23 protein-coding genes are annotated in these 20305 nt (G+C 70.5%); 6 read left to right on the forward strand and 17 right to left on the reverse strand.

Features of this window, described 5'->3' with window-relative positions; translation table 11 throughout:
- The first annotated feature begins 36 nt into the window (after positions 1–36).
- The gene (gene glgA, locus ACFFCN_RS11745; protein WP_375491791.1) at positions 37–1197 is read left to right on the forward strand and encodes a glycogen synthase; all 1161 of its coding nucleotides are present in this window, start codon (positions 37–39) and stop codon (positions 1195–1197) included.
- Positions 1198–1274: 77 nt separating this feature from the next.
- Here the strand turns inward: glgA and ACFFCN_RS11750 are convergent, their stop codons facing one another.
- Together ACFFCN_RS11750 and ACFFCN_RS11755 are read right to left on the reverse strand one after the other, a co-directional pair.
- On the reverse strand, positions 1275–2558 hold the full coding sequence (locus ACFFCN_RS11750) for a M17 family metallopeptidase (protein ID WP_375491793.1): 1284 nt from the start codon (positions 2556–2558) through the stop codon (positions 1275–1277).
- Between the two features lie 71 nt (positions 2559–2629).
- Positions 2630–2797, reverse strand: a complete 168-nt coding sequence (locus tag ACFFCN_RS11755; RefSeq protein ID WP_375491795.1) for a DUF3117 domain-containing protein — start codon at positions 2795–2797, stop codon at positions 2630–2632.
- Between the two features lie 176 nt (positions 2798–2973).
- Here ACFFCN_RS11755 and ACFFCN_RS11760 point away from each other — a divergent pair, with 176 nt between their 5' ends.
- Positions 2974–3762, forward strand: coding sequence for an enoyl-CoA hydratase-related protein (locus ACFFCN_RS11760; RefSeq protein ID WP_375491797.1), 789 nt, complete (start codon positions 2974–2976; stop codon positions 3760–3762).
- A 7-nt stretch (positions 3763–3769) separates the two neighbouring features.
- Here ACFFCN_RS11760 and ACFFCN_RS11765 read toward each other — a convergent pair whose 3' ends face one another.
- Genes ACFFCN_RS11765 through ACFFCN_RS11775 form a run of 3 tightly spaced genes read right to left on the reverse strand, consistent with a single transcriptional unit; the run spans position 3770 to position 5233 of the window.
- On the reverse strand, positions 3770–4354 hold the full coding sequence (locus tag ACFFCN_RS11765) for a DNA-3-methyladenine glycosylase I (RefSeq protein WP_375491799.1): 585 nt from the start codon (positions 4352–4354) through the stop codon (positions 3770–3772).
- On the reverse strand, positions 4329–4763 hold the full coding sequence (locus tag ACFFCN_RS11770) for a DivIVA domain-containing protein (protein WP_375491801.1): 435 nt from the start codon (positions 4761–4763) through the stop codon (positions 4329–4331). The genes ACFFCN_RS11765 and ACFFCN_RS11770 overlap by 26 nt, the downstream gene beginning before the upstream one ends.
- 41 nt (positions 4764–4804) lie before the next feature.
- The gene (locus ACFFCN_RS11775) at positions 4805–5233 is read right to left on the reverse strand and encodes a PPOX class F420-dependent oxidoreductase (RefSeq protein WP_375491803.1); all 429 of its coding nucleotides are present in this window, start codon (positions 5231–5233) and stop codon (positions 4805–4807) included.
- A gap of 41 nt (positions 5234–5274) precedes the next feature.
- On the opposite strand from ACFFCN_RS11775, the gene ACFFCN_RS11780 reads away from it, so the two are divergent.
- Positions 5275–5997 (forward strand): enoyl-CoA hydratase/isomerase family protein, encoded by a 723-nt coding sequence (locus ACFFCN_RS11780; RefSeq protein ID WP_375491805.1) that lies wholly within the window; start codon positions 5275–5277, stop codon positions 5995–5997.
- A gap of 161 nt (positions 5998–6158) precedes the next feature.
- On the opposite strand, the gene ACFFCN_RS11785 is transcribed toward ACFFCN_RS11780, so the two are convergent.
- From ACFFCN_RS11785 to dapE, 4 genes are read right to left on the reverse strand one after another with little or no spacing between them, the layout of a single operon-like run.
- On the reverse strand, positions 6159–6707 hold the full coding sequence (locus ACFFCN_RS11785; RefSeq protein WP_375491807.1) for a TIGR00730 family Rossman fold protein: 549 nt from the start codon (positions 6705–6707) through the stop codon (positions 6159–6161).
- The gene (locus ACFFCN_RS11790; protein ID WP_375491809.1) at positions 6704–7561 is read right to left on the reverse strand and encodes a TIGR00730 family Rossman fold protein; all 858 of its coding nucleotides are present in this window, start codon (positions 7559–7561) and stop codon (positions 6704–6706) included. The genes ACFFCN_RS11785 and ACFFCN_RS11790 overlap by 4 nt, the downstream gene beginning before the upstream one ends.
- A gap of 50 nt (positions 7562–7611) precedes the next feature.
- The gene (locus ACFFCN_RS11795; RefSeq protein ID WP_375491811.1) at positions 7612–8163 is read right to left on the reverse strand and encodes an MOSC domain-containing protein; all 552 of its coding nucleotides are present in this window, start codon (positions 8161–8163) and stop codon (positions 7612–7614) included.
- A complete protein-coding gene (gene dapE / locus ACFFCN_RS11800) occupies positions 8160–9224 on the reverse strand; it encodes a succinyl-diaminopimelate desuccinylase (RefSeq protein WP_375491813.1) in 1065 nt (354 codons plus the stop codon). The genes ACFFCN_RS11795 and dapE overlap by 4 nt, the downstream gene beginning before the upstream one ends.
- A 49-nt stretch (positions 9225–9273) precedes the next feature.
- On the opposite strand from dapE, the gene dapD reads away from it, so the two are divergent.
- Together dapD and ACFFCN_RS11810 are read left to right on the forward strand one after the other, a co-directional pair.
- Positions 9274–10221, forward strand: coding sequence for a 2,3,4,5-tetrahydropyridine-2,6-dicarboxylate N-succinyltransferase (dapD, locus tag ACFFCN_RS11805; RefSeq protein ID WP_375491815.1), 948 nt, complete (start codon positions 9274–9276; stop codon positions 10219–10221).
- A 3-nt stretch (positions 10222–10224) separates the two neighbouring features.
- Positions 10225–11070 carry a hypothetical protein gene (locus tag ACFFCN_RS11810; protein WP_375491817.1) on the forward strand — a complete coding sequence of 282 codons (846 nt, stop codon included), beginning with the start codon at positions 10225–10227 and terminating at the stop codon, positions 11068–11070.
- Here the strand turns inward: ACFFCN_RS11810 and fdxA are convergent, their stop codons facing one another.
- Positions 11071–11397, reverse strand: coding sequence for a ferredoxin (fdxA, locus tag ACFFCN_RS11815; RefSeq protein ID WP_375491819.1), 327 nt, complete (start codon positions 11395–11397; stop codon positions 11071–11073).
- Between the two features lie 45 nt (positions 11398–11442).
- On the opposite strand from fdxA, the gene ACFFCN_RS11820 reads away from it, so the two are divergent.
- On the forward strand, positions 11443–12429 hold the full coding sequence (locus ACFFCN_RS11820; RefSeq protein WP_375491821.1) for a GNAT family N-acetyltransferase: 987 nt from the start codon (positions 11443–11445) through the stop codon (positions 12427–12429).
- Here ACFFCN_RS11820 and ACFFCN_RS11825 read toward each other — a convergent pair.
- The 7 genes from ACFFCN_RS11825 to ACFFCN_RS11855 form a co-directional block, all read right to left on the reverse strand.
- Positions 12394–12879, reverse strand: coding sequence for a hypothetical protein (locus ACFFCN_RS11825; protein ID WP_375491823.1), 486 nt, complete (start codon positions 12877–12879; stop codon positions 12394–12396). The genes ACFFCN_RS11820 and ACFFCN_RS11825 overlap by 36 nt on opposite strands.
- Positions 12876–13769, reverse strand: coding sequence for an N-acetyl-1-D-myo-inositol-2-amino-2-deoxy-alpha-D-glucopyranoside deacetylase (gene mshB / locus ACFFCN_RS11830; protein WP_375491839.1), 894 nt, complete (start codon positions 13767–13769; stop codon positions 12876–12878). Before mshB ends, ACFFCN_RS11825 begins: the two co-directional genes overlap by 4 nt.
- Before the next feature lie 32 nt (positions 13770–13801).
- Positions 13802–14752 (reverse strand): ABC transporter permease, encoded by a 951-nt coding sequence (locus ACFFCN_RS11835; RefSeq protein WP_375491825.1) that lies wholly within the window; start codon positions 14750–14752, stop codon positions 13802–13804.
- Complete coding sequence (locus tag ACFFCN_RS11840) at positions 14749–15822, reverse strand: ABC transporter permease (protein WP_375491827.1); 1074 nt, start codon at positions 15820–15822, stop codon at positions 14749–14751. The genes ACFFCN_RS11835 and ACFFCN_RS11840 overlap by 4 nt, the downstream gene beginning before the upstream one ends.
- Complete coding sequence (locus tag ACFFCN_RS11845) at positions 15819–17087, reverse strand: ABC transporter ATP-binding protein (RefSeq protein WP_375491829.1); 1269 nt, start codon at positions 17085–17087, stop codon at positions 15819–15821. The genes ACFFCN_RS11840 and ACFFCN_RS11845 overlap by 4 nt, the downstream gene beginning before the upstream one ends.
- Complete coding sequence (locus ACFFCN_RS11850) at positions 17084–18106, reverse strand: ABC transporter ATP-binding protein (RefSeq protein WP_375491831.1); 1023 nt, start codon at positions 18104–18106, stop codon at positions 17084–17086. Before ACFFCN_RS11850 ends, ACFFCN_RS11845 begins: the two co-directional genes overlap by 4 nt.
- A gap of 98 nt (positions 18107–18204) precedes the next feature.
- Positions 18205–20022, reverse strand: coding sequence for an ABC transporter substrate-binding protein (locus ACFFCN_RS11855; RefSeq protein WP_375491833.1), 1818 nt, complete (start codon positions 20020–20022; stop codon positions 18205–18207).
- Positions 20023–20305: the final 283 nt, after the last annotated feature.

Raw genomic sequence — 20305 nt, forward strand, 5'->3', positions numbered from 1 at the left:
TGACCTGAGGCTCACCCCAACCGCTAGCTTGAGGCCATGCAGGTCGCCGTCCTGACGCGCGAATACCCGCCCGAGGTCTACGGCGGTGCGGGCGTACACGTGGAGTTCCTGGTGCGCGAGTTGCGCCGGCTCGTCGATGTCGACGTGCACTGCTTCGGCGGGCCGCGCGCCGAGGCGGACGTCCACGCCTACCCCACGCCGCCGAACCTGGCCGAGGCCAACGCCGCGCTGCGCACACTCGGCGTGGACATCGAGATGGCCGCTGCCGTCGGCGGCGCGGACGTGCTGCACTCGCACACCTGGTACGCCAATCTCGCCGGCGTGCTGGGTGCACAGCTGCACTCGGTGCCGCACGTGCTCAGCGCGCATTCGCTCGAGCCGCAGCGGCCGTGGAAGGCCGAGCAGCTCGGTGGCGGCTACCGGGTCTCGTCGTGGGCGGAGCGGCAGGCGTACGAGACCGCGGACGCGATCGTCGCGGTGTCCTACGGCATGCGCGCCGACGTGCTCGACGCGTACCCGTTCGTCGACCCGGCGAAGGTGCACGTCATCCACAACGGCATCGACACGACGCTCTACGCGCCGGCGACCGCGGACGACGCGTTGCACCAGTACGGCATCGACCCGGACCGGCCGTCCGCGATCTTCGTCGGGCGCATCACCCGGCAGAAGGGCCTGCCGCACCTGCTCGCCGCGGCCGAGCACTTCGACCCCGACGTGCAGCTCGTACTGTGCGCGGGCGCGCCAGACACCGCGGAGATCGCGGCGCAGACCCAGGACGCCGTCGAGCGGCTGAGCAAGCAGCGTTCGGGGGTCGTGTGGGTGCGCGAGATGCTGCCGCGGACCCAGCTGGCGCAGCTGCTCACGCACGCGACGGTGTTCGTCTGCCCGTCGGTCTACGAGCCGCTGGGCATCGTCAACCTCGAGGCCATGGCGTGCGAGACCGCCGTCGTGGCGAGCGCGGTCGGCGGCATCCCGGAGGTCGTCGCCGACGGCCGCACCGGGCTGCTCGTGCCGTACCACTCGGTGCCGGTCGAGGAGTTCGAGCGCGGCCTGGCGCACGCGGTGAACGAGCTGTGCGCGGACCCGGTGCGGGCCACGACGATGGGCCTGGCCGGCCGCGAGCGCGCGGTGCACGAGTTCGGCTGGGACACCATCGCCCATCACACCGTCGAGCTCTACGAAGCCCTGATCCGCTGAAATTCTCCGTGATCAACAGTACGATCCGGTCGCTCTGGCGACCACAACCTGCTGTTGATCACCGGGTGGGACGGCGGTCAGGGCGCGGCCGCCGCCGCGACCGCGATGGCGCCCTGCACGTACTCGTTCAGCAGGCGGGCGGCAAAGGCGGTGGCACCGCGGTTGAGGAAGCCGGCGTCCTCGTCCGCGCGCGCCGGCCCGGCGATGTCCAGGTGCGCCCACGGCACGTCGCCGGCGAACGGCTGCAGGAACATCGCCGCGGTGATCGCGCCGGGCGGCCCGGCGGAGTTGGTCGCATCGGCGATCGGTGAGTCGAGCGTGGAGCGGTAGTCCTCGGGCAACGGCAACCGCCACAGCGGCTCGCCGGCCTGCGTGCCCGCTGCGACAAGCGCCGCGGCGAGGTCGTCCGACGTCGCGAACAGCGCACCGGTGCGGGTGCCGAGCGCCATCTTGGCCGCGCCGGTCAGCGTCGCGACGTCCACAAGCACGCTCGGCCGCAACCGGCGCACCGCCCAGGCCATCGCGTCGGCGAGCACCAGCCGCCCCTCGGCGTCGGTGTTGCCGATCTCGCTCGTCCGCCCGCCGTAGTGCCGTACGACGTCGCTCGGCCGGTACGCGGTGCCGGACATCGAGTTCTGCGCGGCGGGCACGAGGGCGGTGACGCGCACCGGCAGCCGCGCGGCGGCCACGGCGTGCACCGCGCCGAGCACGGCAGCGCCGCCGGACATGTCGGTGTACATCGTCGACATGCCCGTGCCGCGCTTGAGGTTCAGACCGCCGGAGTCGAAGGTGATGCCCTTGCCCACCAGCACGATGTGCGGCTGGGCGGCAGCACCGCGCGGGCGCCAGCTCGCCTCGATCAGGCGCGGCGGGGCGGCCGAACCACCGCCGACGGCGAGCATCCCGCCGAAGCCCTGTTCGGCCAGCCAGTGCTCGTCGCGCTCGACGACGTCGACCCCCAGCGGCGTCAGCCCCTCAGCGGCACGGGCAGCGAGCCAGGCGGGTGTCTTCTCGTTCGAGCGGGTGTTCGCGAGGTCGCGTGCCCAGCACGCCGCCGCCGCATTGCGGACGCCGGCGGCCAGCGCGGCCTCGTCGTCGGCGCCGCACAGCTCGATCACCCGCGGGCCGGGCGGGGGCGTCGATGCACGGGTGAACCGGTAGCAGCCGAGCGCCAGGCCCTCGGCGAAGGCGGTCAGCCGCGCGCCGTCGAGACCCCGCGCGTCCACCCGGCAGTGCTCGTCGCTCAGTCTGCGGGCCAGCTCGCCCGCGGCGACGCGCAGCGCGGTGGGCGACTCGTGGTCGACGTCGGCGCCGAGTGCTTCGGCGTCGTCGACGGCCGTCGCGGCCCGCAGCTCGACCATTCGGCTACTCCCCTACCCCGCACAGCAGTCGACCCCGATGGCGAACGCGTCGCCTTCGGGGTCGGGACGGATCAGTTGACGACGTCCTTGAGGGCGTCGCCGAGTGCACTTGCCTCGTCCGCGGACAGTTCGACGACGAGACGGCCGCCGCCCTCGAGTGGCACGCGCATCACGATGCCGCGGCCTTCCTTGGTGACCTCGAGCGGGCCGTCACCCGTCCGCGGCTTCATGGCCGCCATGCGGTACCTCCTCGTTGGGGCGTCGCTTGCGCGCTGCCGGACGAACGGTGCAAATCACGTCTCGGCGCGCTGCATGCGCGGCCGATGCCCGACCATTGTTTCGCATGTGCGGCTCATCGCCCAACTCAGGGTGGCGGTAGCGTCGGTGCGTCCGGCGCAGATAAGGGGATCGAGACGTGAGCGACGTGTTGTTGATCGATCGGCGCGACGGCGTCGCGACACTGACGTTGAACCGGCCGGAGTCGATGAACTCGCTGTCCGTGGAGCTGAAGGAGACCCTGCGCGACGCCCTGCGCGACGTGTCGAACGATCCGGTCGTGCGGGCCGTGGTGCTCGCCGGCAACGGCCGCGGGTTCTGCGTAGGCCAGGATCTGCGCGAGCACGCCGCCCAGCTCGAGTCCGGTGACGCGCCGCCGCTGTCGACGGTCACCGAGCACTACAACCCGATCGCGCAGACGCTGGCCGACATGCCCAAGCCGGTGGTGGCGGCGGTGAACGGCATGGCGGCGGGCGCCGGCGCGGGCCTGACCTTCGCCTGCGACTTCCGCATCGCGGCCAAGACCGCCGGGTTCCTGCTCGCCTTCGCCAACGTCGCGCTCTCCCTCGACAGCGGCGTCTCCTGGACGTTGCCGCGGCTGGTGGGCTCCGCGCGGGCGACTGCCCTGGCGCTGCTCGCCGAGCCGATCACGGCCGAGGCCGCGCTCGACATGGGCCTGGTCAACGCCGTCGTCGAGCCCGACCGCGTGCTGCCCGCCGCCCAGGAACTCGCCGCCCGGCTCGCCGCCGGGCCGACCGCGGCCTACGCGGCCATCAAGCAGTCGCTCGCGTTCGCGGCAACCAGCGACCTGCAGTCCGCGCTCGCGATGGAAGGCGAGTTGCAGGCGCGCATGGGCGCGACGCAGGACCACCGCAACTCGGTCGCCGCGTTCGTCGCCAAGCAGAAGCCGACGTTCGTCGGGCACTGACCGAGTCTCACGTCCGATCCGCCGCCTCAACGGCGCGCCAGCAGGTGACGACGTGGTCATCGACCATGCCGGTCGCCTGCATCAGCGCGTACGCCGTCGTCGGACCGACGAAGCGCAAGCCGCGGCGTTTGAGTTCCTTGGCCATCGCCACCGACTCGGGGGACGTGGCCCGCACCTCGTCGCCGCTACGCGGACGCGCGTGCTCGGCCGGCGCGAACGACCACAGCAGAACGTCCAGGCCCTCCGGGACCGCGCCGCGCACGGCCTGCGCGTTCGCGATGGTGGCCTCGATCTTGGCGCGGTTGCGCACGATGCCGGCGTCGGCGAGCAGGCGCTCGACGTCGTCGGCATCGAACGCCGCCACCGTGTCGACGTCGAACTCGCGGAACGCTGCCCGGAACGCGGGGCGTTTGCGCAGGATCACCAGCCAGGACAACCCGGACTGGAACGCCTCGAGCGACATGCGCTCGAACAATGCCGCCTCGCCGTGCAGCGGGTAGCCCCACTCGTCGTCGTGGTAGGCGACGTAGTCGGGTGCGGAGGTCGCCCAGCCGCACCGCGGGAGGTCAGCCGCGCCGGCCACGGCCGGCATCGTCCGGACGGTCCTCGAGCCGCTTCTCGGTGCTGACCGTGGACTGTTCCGCGGCGCCGCCGAACGCTGCGTCGGTGACCGGGGTGCCGGGCGTCGAGGTGGGTTCGGAAGCACCGCCCGCGTGGGTGCGCAAGCGCGCGAGTTCCTCGTCGCGGCGGCGCAGCTCACCGGCCAGCCGGTCGAGCAACACGTCGGTCTCGGCGAACCGATAACCGCGCAACGCGACGGGCAACCGCAGGTTGTCCACGTCGTCGGCCTGCAGCATCCGCTCGGGCGGCAACTCCCACGGCGGCTCGTCGCGCAACGCCGGCGCGATCTGCTCACCGGCCGGCAGGAACCGCGTCGCGAGCAGGAACAGCACACCCGCGAGCAGGACCGCCAGCAGGCCGTAGAGCACCAGATGAAGCACGTCCCGATCGTCCCATGCGTAGGTGTGAGCGGCTTGCGCGCTCAGTCGGCGAGGTCGGCCTCCGCGGCGATCCTGTCCGGCGTGAGACGCACCAGCATCTCGCCCTCGACGGCGTTGCGGCGGCCGAAGTCGTCCGCCTGGTCGGCGCCCATGTAACGCTGCGCGATGGAGATCGACCAGGGCAGCATCTGCTCGAGATCCTCTGATAGCTCGACCCGCCCGGTGATCGTCACGAACGAGTACGGCGGTGTGGGGTCGTCGACCGTCACGACGGCCTGGCCGGTGCGCCGCAGGTTGCGTCCCTTGACGGTCTCGCGACCGGTCATGAACACGACGACGTCGCCGTCGAGGACGAACCAGACGGGCGCGGCGTGCGGCGTGCCGTCCTTGCGCACCGTCGACACCACGCCGGTGCGGGTGCCGTGCAGGAGGAACGCGCGACGGTCGTCGTCACTCATCTGTGTTGCCATCACCACAGCCTACGAGCGCCCGGCTGTGGTGAACTGCGTTCGTGACGGACGCACCTGTGCTGACGGAGCGCCGCGACGGCGGCGTCGCGATCGTGCGGTTGAACCGGCCGGCGAAACGCAACGCGCTGGACTCACCGACGCTGGCCGTGCTCAACGAGGCGCTCGATGCGCTGGCCGCTGACGCGGACGTGCGGGTGCTGGTGCTCTCGACGACCGACACCCGCGCGTTGTGCGCGGGCGCGGACGTCGGTGAGCAGCTCGACGCCGCGGGCGGCGTGGCGCGGATGGCCGCGTTCACCCGGATGTACGCAGCCGTCGACGCCTTCCCGGCACCGGTGATCGCGGTGTGCGTCGGCAACTGCGTCGGCGCGGGCGCCGAGCTCGTCGCCGGCGCGGACCTGCGTGTCGGCGGCGACAACCTCAAGCTCGCCTGGGCGGGCGCGCGGCTCGGAGTGCCGGTCGGGCCGGCGCGGCTGGCACCGCTGATCGGCGTCGCCCGTGCGAAGGATCTGGTGTTCACCGGACGCAGCATCGGGGCCGAGGAGGCCGGCGCGCTGGGCCTGCTGAACCGCAGTGTCGCGGCGGCAGACGCCGAGACCGCCGCACTGGAGCTCGCCGCCGCGGTGGCCGCACAGCCGCCGGACGGCATGCGGTTGCTCAAGCAGATGTTTCGCGAGTTGGACGGCTCGGCGCAGCGCGTCGCCTACGAGAACGAGCAGCTGGTGCGCTTCCAGCAACACGGCGCCGGCCTGCCGCGCGGCTGACCCACCGGCCACCTCCCGTGATCAACAGGAGAAAACGCGCGCTCCGGTGCGCAAAATCTGCTGTTGATCAACGGAGTGCGGGTGGGCTGGTCAGCCCCCCGCCAAATCTCGCTGATCAACAGGAGAAAACGCGCGCTCCGCTGCGCGAAATCTGCTGTTGATCAACGGAGTGCGGGCGGGCTGGTCAGCGCGGCGAAGGCTGCGTCCACCGTCGTGGTGCGATGCAGCTGCGCCAGCGCGGCCGCCCGCACGAAGCCCTGCTCGCGCAAGCCGTCGAGGAAGCCCCACAGCGGCTCGTAGAAACCGGCGGGATCGAGCACGACCACCGGTTTCGCGTGCATGCCGAGCGTGTTGGCCGTCCAGATCTCGAACAGCTCCTCCAGCGTGCCGATGCCGCCGGGCAGCGCGAGGAACGCGTCGGAACGCTCGTCCATCAGCCGTTTGCGTTCGCGCATCGTCTCGACGACCAGCAGCTCGTCCGCGTCGGTGTCCGCGACCTCGAACGGCACCAGGTGCGCGGGGATGACGCCGGTCGTGTGCGCGCCGCCGGCGCGGGCGGCGCGCGCGACCGCGCCCATCATCGACACCCGGCCACCACCGGACACGAGGCCGTGCCCGTCCGCGGCGATGCGCTCGCCCACCGCGGTCGCGAGATCCAGGTGATCGACTTCAATGGCCTCCGACGACGCGCAGTAGACGCAGATGTTCACGCGCCGCGGGCCTCGCGGCCGGGGTCGGCCTCGAGGTCGGCCTGCAGATCGGCGGTCGCCTCCTGTTCGACGGCGCGCTGGGTCGTGGAGTTGCCGACGACGTGCGCGACCACCTCGTCGACGTCGTCGGTGACGTGCAACAGCTCGAGGTCGTGTTGCTTGATCTTGCCGCCGGGCAGCACCGTGCGCCGCAGCCAGTCGATCAACCCGCTCCAGTAGTCGGTGCCGACGAGCACAACCGGGAAGCGGGTGACCTTCTGCGTCTGCACGAGCGTCAACGCCTCGAACATCTCGTCCAGCGTGCCGAAACCCCCGGGCATGATCACGAACGCCTGGGCGTACTTGACGAACATTGTCTTGCGCGCGAAGAAGTACCGGAAGTTGATCCCGATGTCGACCCAGTCGTTGAGCCGTTGCTCGAACGGCAGCTCGATGCCGAGCCCGACGGACGTGCCGCCCGCCTCGCACGCACCGCGGTTGGCCGCCTCCATCACGCCCGGGCCACCGCCGGTGATCACCGCGTAACCGGCGGCGGCCAGCCCCGCGCCGATCTCGCGCGCCAGTGCGTATTCCGGGTCGTCGACGGGCGTGCGCGCAGAGCCGAACACCGCGACAGCGGCCGGCAGCTCGGCCAGCAGCCCGAAGCCCTCGACGAACTCGCTCTGGATGCGCAGGACGCGCCACGGGTCGGTGTGCACCCAGTCCGACGGGCCGCGTGAATCGAGCAGCCGCTGATCCGTCGTACCGCCGGTGATCTGCTGCCGGCGCAGGACCACCGGGCCGCGTTGGTGCTCGGCACGCCGGCGCGGGGCGGCGCCCGAGACGTCGTCACCCGGTGCGCTCGAGTCGGTCATGACGGTGACGGTATCTCGCGCGCAGGCGGCGTCGGACGGGGTGGACGCGCTCAGACCGGCTCGAGCGGCCGGTGCGGCTGCGGCGGGAACTCGACCACGATGCCGTCACCTGTACGCACCTCGCCCCCGCTGCGCACGACGGCCATCGCACCGGCACGACGCAGCAGCGTGCCGTCGGCAGCACGGTCGAGGACGGCCTTCTGCAGACCACGCCGGTACCGGTCCAGCTGCAGACACGGGTTACGCAGGCCGGTCACCTCGAGCACGGCGCGCGGGCCCAGCTGCAACACCGTGCCGGTCGGCAACGCGAGCAGGTCGACCCCGACGGTGGTGACGTTCTCCCCGATCGCGCCCGGCGCGACGTCGAAGCCCTGCGCGTTCAACTCCTCGAGCAGTTCGAACTGCACGAGGTGCACCTGGCGCAGGTTGGGCGCGGTCGGGTCCCGCCGTACCCGGGAACGGTGCTGGACCGTCACACCGCAGTGCGCGTCGCCGTCGACGCCGAGTCCGGCGAGCAAGGTGATCGCCTGAACCGGCCGCTTGCTGAACCGGTGGCCGGCGTCACGGTGGACGGCGTGCACGTGCGCGGCGTCGCCGGTCATGTCAGGAAGCGAATCAGGGCGTCCTCGGCCGCGCGGATCTGGCTCATCGAGACGTGCTCCTCCGGCTTGTGCGCGAGGTTCGGGTCGCCCGGTGCAAAGTTCAGCGCGGGCACGCCCACCGTGCCGAACCGCGCGACGTCGGTGTAGCCGTACTTCGCCCGCGCGGGGCCGCCGACCGCCGCGACGAACGCCGCCGCCAGCGGGCTGTCGAGGCCCGGCCGCGCGCCCGGCGCGGAGTCGGTGAGCTCGAGGTCGTAACCGGCAAGCACGTCGCGGACGTGGTCGAGCGCCGCCTGTTCGCTGCGGTCGGGCGCGAAACGGAAGTTCACGGTGACGACGCACTCGTCGGGGATGACGTTGCCGGCGACGCCGCCGGTGATGCCCACCGCGTTGAGGCCTTCGTGGTAGGTGAGGCCGTCGACGTCGACGACGCGCGCCTCGTACGCGGCGAGCCGGTCGAGCAGCGGGCCGGCCGCGTGGATCGCGTTCGCGCCGAGCCAGGACCGTGCACTGTGCGCCCGCACGCCCGGGATGTGCACCCGCACCCGCAACGTGCCCTGACAACCGCCCTCGACGGTGCCGTCCGTCGGCTCGAGCAGAATCGCCAGATCGCCGCGCAGCACGTCCGGACGGGTGCGTGCGAGGCGGGTCAAGCCGTTGCGCTCGGCCTCGACCTCCTCGCAGTCGTAGGCGATCCAGGTGAGGTCGACGCGCGGCTCGATCGCCCCCGTGCCGACGAGGTAGGCCACCCGCAGCATGACCGCCAGGCCGGCCTTCATGTCGCAGGTGCCGCAGCCGTGCAGGACGTCGCCCTCGCGCCGCGACGGGACGTTGTTCGCGATCGGCACCGTGTCAAGGTGTCCGGCGAGCACCACGCGCTGCGGCAGCCCGCGGTCGGTACGCGCGATCAGCACGTTGCCCTCGCGTTCGACGGCGATGCCGGCCAGTGCGCGCAGCGCCTGCTCGGCCTCGTCGGCGAGGTGCGTCTCGTCGCCGGACACCGAGGCGATGTCCACCAGCGCCGCGGTCAGCTCCGCGACGTCGGCGGAGAGGTCAAGCACGCCCAGAGGCTACGCGGCCGGCCCCGGTGGCGTTGTCTACCCTGGCCGGGTGAACGAGCGCAGCGCCTGGGGCTTCGGGCTGGCCACGACCGTCGCCGGTGGTGCCGATGCCGGACGGGTGCTGGACGCGTGGTTCCCGCAGCCGATGCTCGGTCCACTGCCCGCGGACGCGTCCGCGCCGCACGAGCTCACCTCGCTGACCGGCACGAACGAGAACGCGGCCGACCGCGGCGTCCGCCTCGACGTCGTCTCCTGCCAGGTCGACCTGGACGCCGCGCCGGCCGACGCCGTCGACGTCTACCTGCGGCTGCACCTGCTCTCGCACCGGCTGGTCGAGCCGCACGGGCTGAATCTGGACGGCGTCTTCGGCCTGCTGGCCAACGTCGTGTGGACCACCCTCGGGCCGTGCCCGGTGGAGAACTTCGAGGCCACCCGGTTGGCGCTGCGCCGCAAGGGGCCGATCCAGGTCCTCGGCGTCGACAAGTTCCCCCGGATGACCGACTACGTGCTGCCGACCGGCGTGCGCATCGCCGACGCGGACCGCGTCCGACTGGGCGCGCATCTCGCGCAGGGCACGACGGTCATGCACGAGGGCTTCGTCAACTACAACGCCGGCACTCTCGGCGCCAGCATGGTCGAGGGCCGCATCTCGGCCGGGGTCGTCGTCGGCGCCGGCTCGGACGTCGGCGGCGGCGCGTCGATCATGGGCACGCTGTCCGGCGGGGGTACGCAACGCATCTCGGTGGGCCGCGACTGCCTGATCGGCGCCAACGCCGGCATCGGCATCTCCCTCGGTGACGAGTGCATCGTCGAAGCCGGCACCTATGTCACTGCGGGGTCGAAGGTGACGCTGCCCGACGGCGGCGTCGTCAAGGCCGTCGAGCTGAGCGGCCGTCCGGGCCTGCAGTTCTGGCGCAACAGCGTGTCGGGCGCGCTCGAGGCCCGGCAGCGCACCGGTGGACCGGTGCTCAACGACGCGCTGCACGCGAACGACTGAGCCGTGGCTGCTCGTCGCGGCACCCGTGCGCTCGTCATCGGCGCGATGATCGTGGCCGCCTCGGTGGGCATCGGGTTCGCCGCACACGCGATCTTCTCCACCACGCGCTCGCACTTCGTCGCGCAGACCTGCACCGTCGGCACCTACGACCTCGACACCGACCAGGCGTCGGTCGCAGCCACTATGGTCGGTGCCGTCACCAAGTACCGGACCCGGTTGCCCGAGCGCGCCTCGGTGCTGGTGCTCGCCGCCGCACTGCAGGAGAGCCACCTCACGAACCTGGCCCCCGGCGACGGCGACCGTGACTCGGTCGGCGTGTTGCAGCAACGGCCGTCACAGGGCTGGGGTCACGGCCAGGCGGCACCGCTCGAAGACGTCGGCGAAGCCACCCGGGAGTTCCTGAACGCGCTGGTCAAGGTTCCCGGCTGGCAGACCGCACCGCTGTCCGAGGCAGTGCAGGCCGTGCAGATCTCCGCGGACGGCAGCGCGTACGCCCAGCACGAGCCCCAGGCGCAGGCGCTGGCCGACGCGTTCCAGGGGCTGCGGGCGCAGGGCGTGACGTGCAGCTACCCGACACCGAGCAAGGTGGCGCCCGCGACCACCGTCGCGGCCCAGGCCCGCGCGCAGCTCGGCATCAGCACGCCGCGCGCCGTCGGGCACCGGGTCGAGGTGCCGGGCGCCGGCTGGCAGACGGTCGCCTGGTTCGTGGCCAACGGGAACCGGCTGGGCATCGCCCAGGTCGACTACGCCGGACGTCGCTGGACGCCGGCCGACGGTTGGCGCACGCAATCCGGGGTCAGCGCAGCTGCGGTCGTGGCGACCATGCAGCAGACGGGCCGCACCGGGTGACTACTCGTCGTGCTCGACCGGCGGCAGGTCCTTGATCCACTGTGGGTCGTGTTCGGTCTTGCCGACCTTCGCCGCACCGCCGGGCGAACCCAGCTCGTCGAAAAAGTCGACGTTGGCCTGCGTGTAGTCGTTCCACTTCGCGGGGAGGTCGTCCTCGTAGAAGATGGCCTCCACCGGGCACACCGGTTCGCAGGCACCGCAGTCGACGCACTCGTCGGGGTGGATGTAGAGCATCCGGCCGCCCTCGTAGATGCAGTCGACCGGGCACTCTTCGATGCAGGCCTTGTCGAGCAGATCCACGCACGGCTCGGCGATAACGTAAGTCACTGCGCTCCCTGATGGCTATCCGTCGAAACGAGGTAAGTGCCAAGTATGCCGTTCGCACTCGAGCCTAGCTGGCTCGGCCGCCGGGTCAGCGTGCGCCGCGTCGTCGACCGCGATCCGGACGGCAGGTTGCTGATGGGTGACGTCGTCGGCGAGCTCGTCGGGCTCGACGCGCAGACGGCGGTCGTCGACGCCCGGCGCGGGCTCGTCGAGGTGCCGCTGGCGTTCATCGTCGCCGCGCGCCTGGTCATGCCGTCCACCGCCGACGAGCTCGCGCTGGAGCGGGTCGTCGCCGCGGGATGGCGGGCCGAGCAGACGACCGAGCTCGACGGCTGGCTGCTGCGCGCGGACCACGGGTTCACGCGGCGCGCCAACTCGATTGCGCCGCTCGCCCAGGTACGCGTGCCGCTCGATGACGCGCTCGCGCAGGTGCGGGCGTGGTACGGCGCACGCGGGCTGCCGACACTGGTGCAGGTGCCGCTCGAGGCGCGCCGGCTGCTCGACGCCGAGCTGGGCGAGCGTGGCTGGGGCGCCGAGGGCCGCGCGCAGATCATGGTGGCGCACCTTCCGGCGGAGTCGGACCCACCGCCGGCTCGGGTGCGGCTCGCGGGCACGCCGGATCCCGCATGGCTGGCGCGCTACCGCGCGCACGACGACGCCGCGGCTGCGGCACCTGCCCTGCTGACCCGCCACAACGACGCGACCTTTGCCTCCGTCGAGGTGGCCGGGCAGACGGTCGGCGTCGCGCGGGGCTGCGTCGACGACGGTTGGCTGGGTGTCTCCGCCGTCGAGGTCGACCCCGCGCACCGGCGCGCGGGCCATGCGGCGGCGCTCACCCGAACACTGTGGGCGTGGGGCGCCGGCCGCGGCGCCCGACGTAGCTATGTGCAGGTCGAGTCGGACAACGCCCCGGCGCTGGCGCTGTACGAGCGCCTCGGCTACTGGCGCCATCACGAGTACCACTACCGGCGCGAGCCTGCCGACGATGCCGTCGACCACTCACTGCCCGGGTCGATCCCCGCGCCGTACGCCTGACGCGGTGACACCGCCGGTGGCGTCGCCGGTGTCACGGTTCGGCCGGGGCGGGGGTGCGCGGCCGGCCGGCACGGCCAGCACGACGGTGACCGTGCCGGCCAGCGCACCGGCGAGCAGGGTGGCGTAGCCGACGTATTCGACGTAGCCGCCGGCCGGCAGCACGACGTCTCCTTCGGGCCGGCGCAGCAGGCCGAAGCCGACCGCCACGAGCAGCCAGCCCGCGAACGGCAGCGCCGCCGCCAGCACCGACGGCACGAGTGCTGCGGCCATCCGCGGGAGGACGATGTTGCTGACGATCGAGAACAGCACGGCGACCGGGATCAGCACCTGCCCGGCGCGCAGCGGCACCAGCAGCAGTTCCAGCAGCCCGGCCAACACGGCGCAGGCGACGAGGAGCGCGACGAGCAGCCATGCGCTGACGCCGGCGCGTTGCCGTGGGGACGAGGTCATGGCGTTGCCGCCGACGACGCGTCCTCGACGCCGGCGAACAGGTCCTGCTCGTGGTCGTCGCTGTCGCGTTGCGCGCCCAACGAGCCCGCGACCAGCCGGAAGTGCTCGATCCCGCTGATCCGCCGGCCGACGCCGTTGGACAGCGCGAAGAAATCGCCGCGCACGGCGATCTGGGTGGCGTGCGCGCCCAGCGCCGCGCGCTTGGCCGGGCGGAACTCGTCGGCGTCGAGCACCGTGGTGACGACCTCGTCCGGCACCCCGAAGCCCAGCTCGGCCGCCGGCACGGCGGCGAACCCGACGTCGGCGGCCCGCACCGCGTCGAATCCGGCCTGCAACACGGAGACCGGCGTCGCGGTCCAGTAGAACTTGCGTACCTGCCACGGCTCACCCGCGCCGGCGGGCGCCGCGGCGCGGCGGACCGCCTCGGTGGTCACCCGGTGCGCCATCACATGGTCGGGGTGCCCGTAATCGCCGTTGTCGTCGTAGGTGACCACGACCTGCGGGCGCACGTCACGCAGCACGGTGACCAGCTCGGCCACTGCGGTGTCGAACACCTGCGCATCCGTCGCCGCGCGCCAGAACGCCCGCGGGTGCTCGTTGGCCGCCGTGCCGAGCATGCCGCTGTCCCGGAACCGGCCGGCCCCGCCGAGGAAGCGGTGGTCGTGCACGCCGAGCTCGCGCATCGCCGCCGCCAGCTCGGCGATCCGCCAGCCGCCGAGCTGATCGGCCTGCGCGGCCGCCAGCCCGCGCAACGCGTCGACGAGGATCTCGCCCTGCTCGCCGAGCGTGCAGGTCAGCAGAGTCACGTGCACGCCGGCGGCCGCGTAGTACGCCATGGTGGCGCCGGTGGTGATCGACTCGTCGTCCGGGTGCGCGTGCACGAGCAGCAGCCGACGCGCTGCCTGCCGCGAGGTGGTCGACGTCAGTGCAGCGTCACCCGCGGGTCGAGCACCGCGTACAGCATGTCGACGATGATGTTCATGACGACGACGGCCAGCGCCGCGATGATGACGATGCCGATGATCACCGGCAGGTCCTGGTTGGTGATGGCGATGACCGACTCGCGTCCCAACCCCGGCAGGCTGAACACCGACTCGGTCAGGATCGCGCCGCCGAGCGCCACGGCGACGTCGACACCGAACTGCGTGATGACCGGCGTCAGCGCACTGCGCAATGCGTGCTTGATCACCACGCGCCATTCGCGCACGCCTTTGGCCCGCGCGGTCCGGATGTAGTCCTCACCCAGCACTTCGAGCATCGAGGTACGGCTGAGCCGGGTGTACGCCGCTGCGGAAATGAGCGCCAGGGTGAACCAGGGCATAACGAGGTGCCGGAACCACTCGAACGGATGCGCCAGGCCGACGTAGTTGGCCGCCGGGAAGGTCGAGAAGTTGTCCTTCGAGGCGAGGTAGATGAACGCGAACCCGAGCACGAACACCGGCAGTGAGTAGAAGAACAGGGCGAGACCGGTGAACGAGCGGTCCATCAGCGTGCGCGGGCGCACGGCCGAGTAGACCCCGCTGGCCACACCGATCACGAACCAGATGACCGCGCCGCCGATGACCAGCGAGATCGTGACGGGCGCATCCTGCTTCAGCACGGTGGTGACCGGCACGTGGTGGTAATAGTCCGTGCCGAAGTCCCAGTGCAGGACGATCTTGGTGATGAAGTGGAAGTACTGCACGAAGATGTTCTGGTCCAGGCCGAGGTTGTGATAGATCGCGTTGACCTGCTCCGGCGTCGCCTGCCGACCTGCCAACCTGTGTGCCACAGCCTTCGGGTCGCCGGCGAAGAACAGCAGGAACGTCGCGAGCGTGACCAGGATGAGCACGATGATGCTCTGGTAGATGCGCCGCAGCAGGAACCGGATCACTGCGCCAACTCCTGCTCCGTCTCGGCGGCCCGCGAGTCGCCGGACATCTTGTCGCCCGGTTCACGCTCGCGCTTCTGCTTCTTCTTCTTGCGCGCCGGGATGAGCCGGTCGGTGCGCGGGTCGAACGCATCACGCACGCCGTCACCGAGGATGTTGAACGCCAAGGTAGTGATCAACAGCGCCATGCCCGGGAAGAACAGGAACCACCAGGCCTGCAGGTAGAGCTGGTTGTCCGAGGCATCACTGATCATCTCGCCCCAGTCCGACGTCGGCGGCTGGATGCCGACGCCGAGGAACGACAGCGCGGCCTCGGTGACCACCGACACCGGGATGAGCAGGGTCGAAAAGACGATCGCGGGCGCGATGACGTTGGGCAGCACGTCGACGAACATGATGCGCATGTCGCCGGCGCCGAGTGAGCGTGCTGCCTCGACGAAGTCACGTTCGCGGATCGAGATCACCTGACCACGGATGATGCGCGCGACGGACGCCCACCCGAATACGGCGATCACGACCATGATCAGGAACACGCCGATGGAACCGACGACGGAGACCAGCGCGATGCCGAACAGCAGGTAAGGGATGGCCAGGACGGTGTCGATGATGCGCGAGATGATGCTGTCGACGATGCCGCCCAGGTACCCGGCGAGCAGGCCCAGCACGACGCCGACGATCACCGACATGAGGGTCGCACCGATGCCGATGACCAGCGCGGTCCGCGCGCCGAACGCGATGCGCACGAGCACGTCGCGGCCCGCCTGGTCGGCGCCGAGCCAGAAGTTCGAGTTGGGTCCGGCCGGCAGGCCGACGTCCGAACGCGCGTCCGGCCCGTAGTACTGGTCGTTCGGCCCGTGACCGGTGATCGCCGAGAAGAGCGGCGCCGCGATGGCGACGATGATGATCAGCACGATGACGCCGAGGGAGATCATCGCTCCGCGGTCGCGACGCAGTCGGGCGAACGCCAGCGCCAGGGGGCTGCGGCCCTCGATCCGCTTGCCGCTACCGGGCTCCAGGTTCTCCGCGGCGATGACCGGGTCGGCTCCCGCGCCGACGTCGATGCTGGCGGTCACTGTGCACCTCCGTCGGTGGGTCCGTCCTGCGTCCGCGCGCCCGACGCCTCGTGGGCGCCCGCCGTCGACGCCTCGTGGGCGCCCGTGGTGGGCGCCTCGTGGGCCCCGGCGGTGCCGCCGTTCCGGTCGCCGACCGGGTTGCCCGCAGTGTCGGTGAGTTCCAGCACCGAGGACACCTCGATGAGCTCGACCGACTCGAGCTTCTCGCCGCGTTCCACCGGGAAGTAGCACGACGCCAGGTGGCCGCTCGTGTCGTTCAACCGTGGCTCGAGCGTGGGCACGACCTGCGAGCACTTGTCCTGCGCCTTCGGGCAGCGCGGATGGAACGAGCACCCACTGGGCAGGAAGATCGGCGAGGGCGGGTCCCCGGGCAGGAGCACCCGCTGCTTGTCGTGGACGATGTCCGGATCGGGCTCCTGAGCGGCCGAGAGCAGCGCCGTCGTGTAGGGATGGCGAGGCGCGTTGAACAGGTCCTCGGTCTCGCCGACCTCCACGACCTTGCCCAGATACATGACGGCTACCCGGTTGCTGATGTGCCGCACCACCGACAGGTCGTGTGCGATGAACAGGTAGGTCAGGCCGAGCTCGCCCTGGAGATCGTTCAGCAGGTTCAGGATCTGCGCCTGGATCGACACGTCCAGCGCCGATACCGGCTCGTCACAGATGATGACGTCCGGTCGGATGACGAGGGCGCGGGCGATACCGATGCGCTGGCGCTGTCCGCCGGAGAATTCGGCCGGGAACCGGTTGTAGTGCTCGGGGTTCAGCCCGACGAGTTCCATCGACTCCTGCACCGCGCGCTTCTGGCTGCGCCGGTCGCCGATGTCGTGGATGCGCAGCGGGTCGGCGATGATGGAGCCGACCCGTCGTCGTGGGTTCAGTGAGCCGTACGGGTCCTGGAAGATCATCTGGATGCGTCGGCGCAGCGGCCGCAGCTGGCGGCGCTTCAGCGTGCTGATGTCCTGGCCGTCCAGGGTGATGGTGCCCGAGTCGATGTCGTAGAGCCGGCTCGCGCACCGCGCCAGCGTCGACTTGCCGCAGCCGGTCTCGCCGACCAGGCCGAGCGTCTCACCGCGGTGCAGCTGCAGGCTGACCTCGTTGACAGCGTGCACCTTGTCGCGGTTACGTGCGAACAGCGAGCTGGACTGGACCGGGAACTCCTTGACCACCTTGTCGAGCTCGAGCAGCACCTCGCGCTGACCGCTTGCAGCGCCGTCGTGTCTGTCGCGAGCCGCGGGCTCCTGGGTCTTCGTCAGATCCGTCATGAGGCACCTACTTCGCTGTCCGCAACGTCGAAGGTGTCCGCCGAGTCGTTGACCCGCAGCGAGTCCTTGGGCAGGAAGCAGGCCGACCGGTGCAACGGGTTGCCGAGCACGGGGTCGAGCAGTGGGCGCTCGGCCCGGCACTGGTCGAACACGTACGGGCAGCGCGGGTGGAACGAGCAGCCGCTCGGCAGGTTGACCAGGCTCGGCGGCTGGCCGGCGATGGAGCTCAGCCGCTGGCCGGTGCTCGAGGCAGACGGGATGGAGCGCAGCAACCCCGCGGTGTACGGATGGTGCTGGGTATAGAAGATGTCACGCAGCGGCGCCTCTTCGACGATGCGCCCTGCGTACATGACACATACGCGGTCGGCCATTCCCGCGATGACGCCGAGGTCGTGCGTGATCATGATGATCGCGGTGCCGAACTCGTCCTGGAGTCGTTCGAGCACCTCGAGCACCTGCGCCTGGACCGTGACGTCCAGTGCGGTGGTGGGCTCGTCGGCAATCAGCAGCTTGGGGTTCAGCGACATCGCCATGGCGATCATCGCGCGCTGGCGCATGCCGCCGGAGAACTGGTGCGGGAAGTCGTCCACCCGCCGGTCCGGCTGCGGAATACCCACCAGTCGCAGCAGCTCCACCGCGCGGGAACGCGCGGCCTTCTTACTGATGTCCTCGTGGGCGCGGATCTGCTCGGTGATCTGCGAGCCGACCCGGTAATAGGGATGCAGACTCGACAGCGGATCCTGGAAGATCATCGCGATCTCTGCGCCGCGGATGGCGCGCAGCCGCGACGGTGACATCGTGAGCAGGTCCTGCCCGTTGAACGACGAGCGCCCCGTGATGTCGGCGCCGCGCAGCAGGCCGACCAGGGCTTGCGTGCTGACGCTCTTGCCCGATCCTGATTCGCCGACGATGCCGAGGGTCTGCCCGGTGTCGAGCTGGAACGAGATGTTCTGGACTGCCTTGACCGCGCCGTCCGGGGTATCGAACGTGACGCTGAGGTCTTCGACTTCTAAAAGCATGAACTCACCGATTCCGACCGTTCATACACGAGCGACCGGCGGGCCGCAGACTGACAGATCCTGTCAGGCTACGACCCGCCGGTGCCAGGGACGTTACGTCAGCTGGAAAGCCAGACGTTGGTCGGGTCGATCTGCTGCAGCGCAGCGATGGGAATCGTGTTGTGCACGTGACTGGCGTGGTAAAGCGCCTGGTTGTCCGCGGTGATCGGGAAGATCGCCGCATCGTTCGTTACGAGCTTGTCGGCCTGGGCCCAGATCTTCGCAGCGGCCGCCGCGCTTGCCTGCGTCGACGCCTTGTTGATCAGGGCATCCACCTTCGGGTTGTCGTAGAAGCCGAAGTCCGAACCGTTCGGCGGGAACGCCGAACCGCTCTTGCCACCGTTGCCGTAGAACAGCGGGGCGAAGAACGAGCGCGCCGAGTCGCCGTACCAGTCCGGGCCCCAGCCCGCGATCGAGATGTCCCACGTGCCGGCCTTGGCCACCGACGGCACCTCGAGGTACTTGACGTAGAAGTCGGCGTTGCTGGCGCTCACCCCGGTCACCTTGATGCCGGCCTTGGACAGGTCCTGGTTCAGCGTCAGGTAGATCGCCTTGGACGTCGAGGAGTCCGGCCGGTAGAGGATCTTGATGGCCAGCTGTTTGTGGCCGGCTGCGGCAAGATCCTTCTTGGCCTTGCTGACGTCCGAGGTGAACGGGTTCGGGTCGGTGTTGCTCTGCGTGCCCGAGATGCCCTGCGGCAGGACGTGCGTCAGTGGCGGCGCAATTGCCGAGCCGGCGAGGTCCACCGTGAAGTGCTCACGGACCATGGCCTCGCTGAGCGCCTTGCGCACCGCGACGCTCTTGAGCGCACCGCCGTTGTTCGGCGACACCGTGTTGAACACGATGTAGGGGTTGCTGCTGAACTCCGGGTTGATGTTGAGGTTCTTGTCCTTCTTCTGGATCAGACCCGGGATGGCGGTGTTCGGCGGGAAGGTGTCCCATTCCATGTCCGCCCCGGCGGTATTGGCCGCGAGCTGGGTCTGGATCGAGTCCTGGTTGCCCGTCTCGTTGACGACGACCGCGTTGACGTAGGCCTTGCGCACGGTGTCGGTCGAGGCGTTCCAGGCCGGGTTCCGGACGAAGTCGATTTCCTTCGTCGGGTTGTACTTGGTGATCTTGTACGGGCCGTCGGAGATGGTGTGCTGCGCCTGCTCGGCACCGGCCGGGATGTACTTGTCGTACTCCTTGGGCGCCGGCGAGAAGGCCGTCAGCGACGTCATGTCGACGAAGTAGGACGCCGGGCTGGTCAGCTTGAACACCACGGTCTGCGGGTCGGACGGATCGACCGTGATGCCGGCGATGTCGTGCGAGTTCTGGTACCCGGCGATGGCCGAGGCCGACTTCGCACTGACCTTCGCGAAGCCGTCACAGTAGGCCTGCATGCCGACGATCAGCGACTCGAAGTCCGGCATGCCGCCGAACGGCTGGGCCGGGTTGCAGGTGCGCTTGAGGCCGCGCACCTCGTCGGCAGCCGTGACCTGGCGCGCCGGGGTGGTGTCCCACTGCACGCCCTTCTTGATCGTGAACTTGACCGTCTTGCCGCCGTCGGTGATGCCGCCGTTGCTGGTGCTGGGCACCTGGGTGGCGATGTCCGGCACGACGCTGGTCGTCTTGCCGACGACCGCGGGGTAGGTGATGAGCTGGCGGCTGTACATGCGTGCGGCCAGGTAGCCGGTCGTGTAGTAGACGATGTTCGGGTCCATGTAGTCGACGTCGCCGACGCCGAGCATGTGCAGCGTGCCACCGCGTTTCGGGGTTCCGGCGGCGTTGACGTTCACCGGGAACCGCTTGCTGGTGGCGTTCTCGCCGGAGCTCGAACCGCCGTTGCCGCCGCCCGATCCGGACGACGAGCAGCCGGCGACAAGCGCCAGCGTCACGCATGAAGCTGCGATGCCGATCGCATGGCTTCGTCTCATTCGCTCCTACTCCTTCAGTTGGGCGGGCGTGCGTCGACCCACCGTCATCGCGACAGCAAAGCCTCGCGGGAGGCCTTGCCGCAAGACGTCCGGGGGTCCGGACGCCGATCGTGACCAAATGTTGATATCGGACATTGCCGTTGCAATTACGGCCGAAGCCAAGCAGAGCCGGAAAAGCGGGGGCCCCCCCCCGGGGGGGGGGGGGGGGGGGGGGGGGGGGGGGGGGGGGGGGGGGGGGGGGGGG

The organism is uncultured Jatrophihabitans sp., from assembly GCF_964246335.1.
Lineage (GTDB): Bacteria > Actinomycetota > Actinomycetes > Mycobacteriales > Jatrophihabitantaceae > Jatrophihabitans.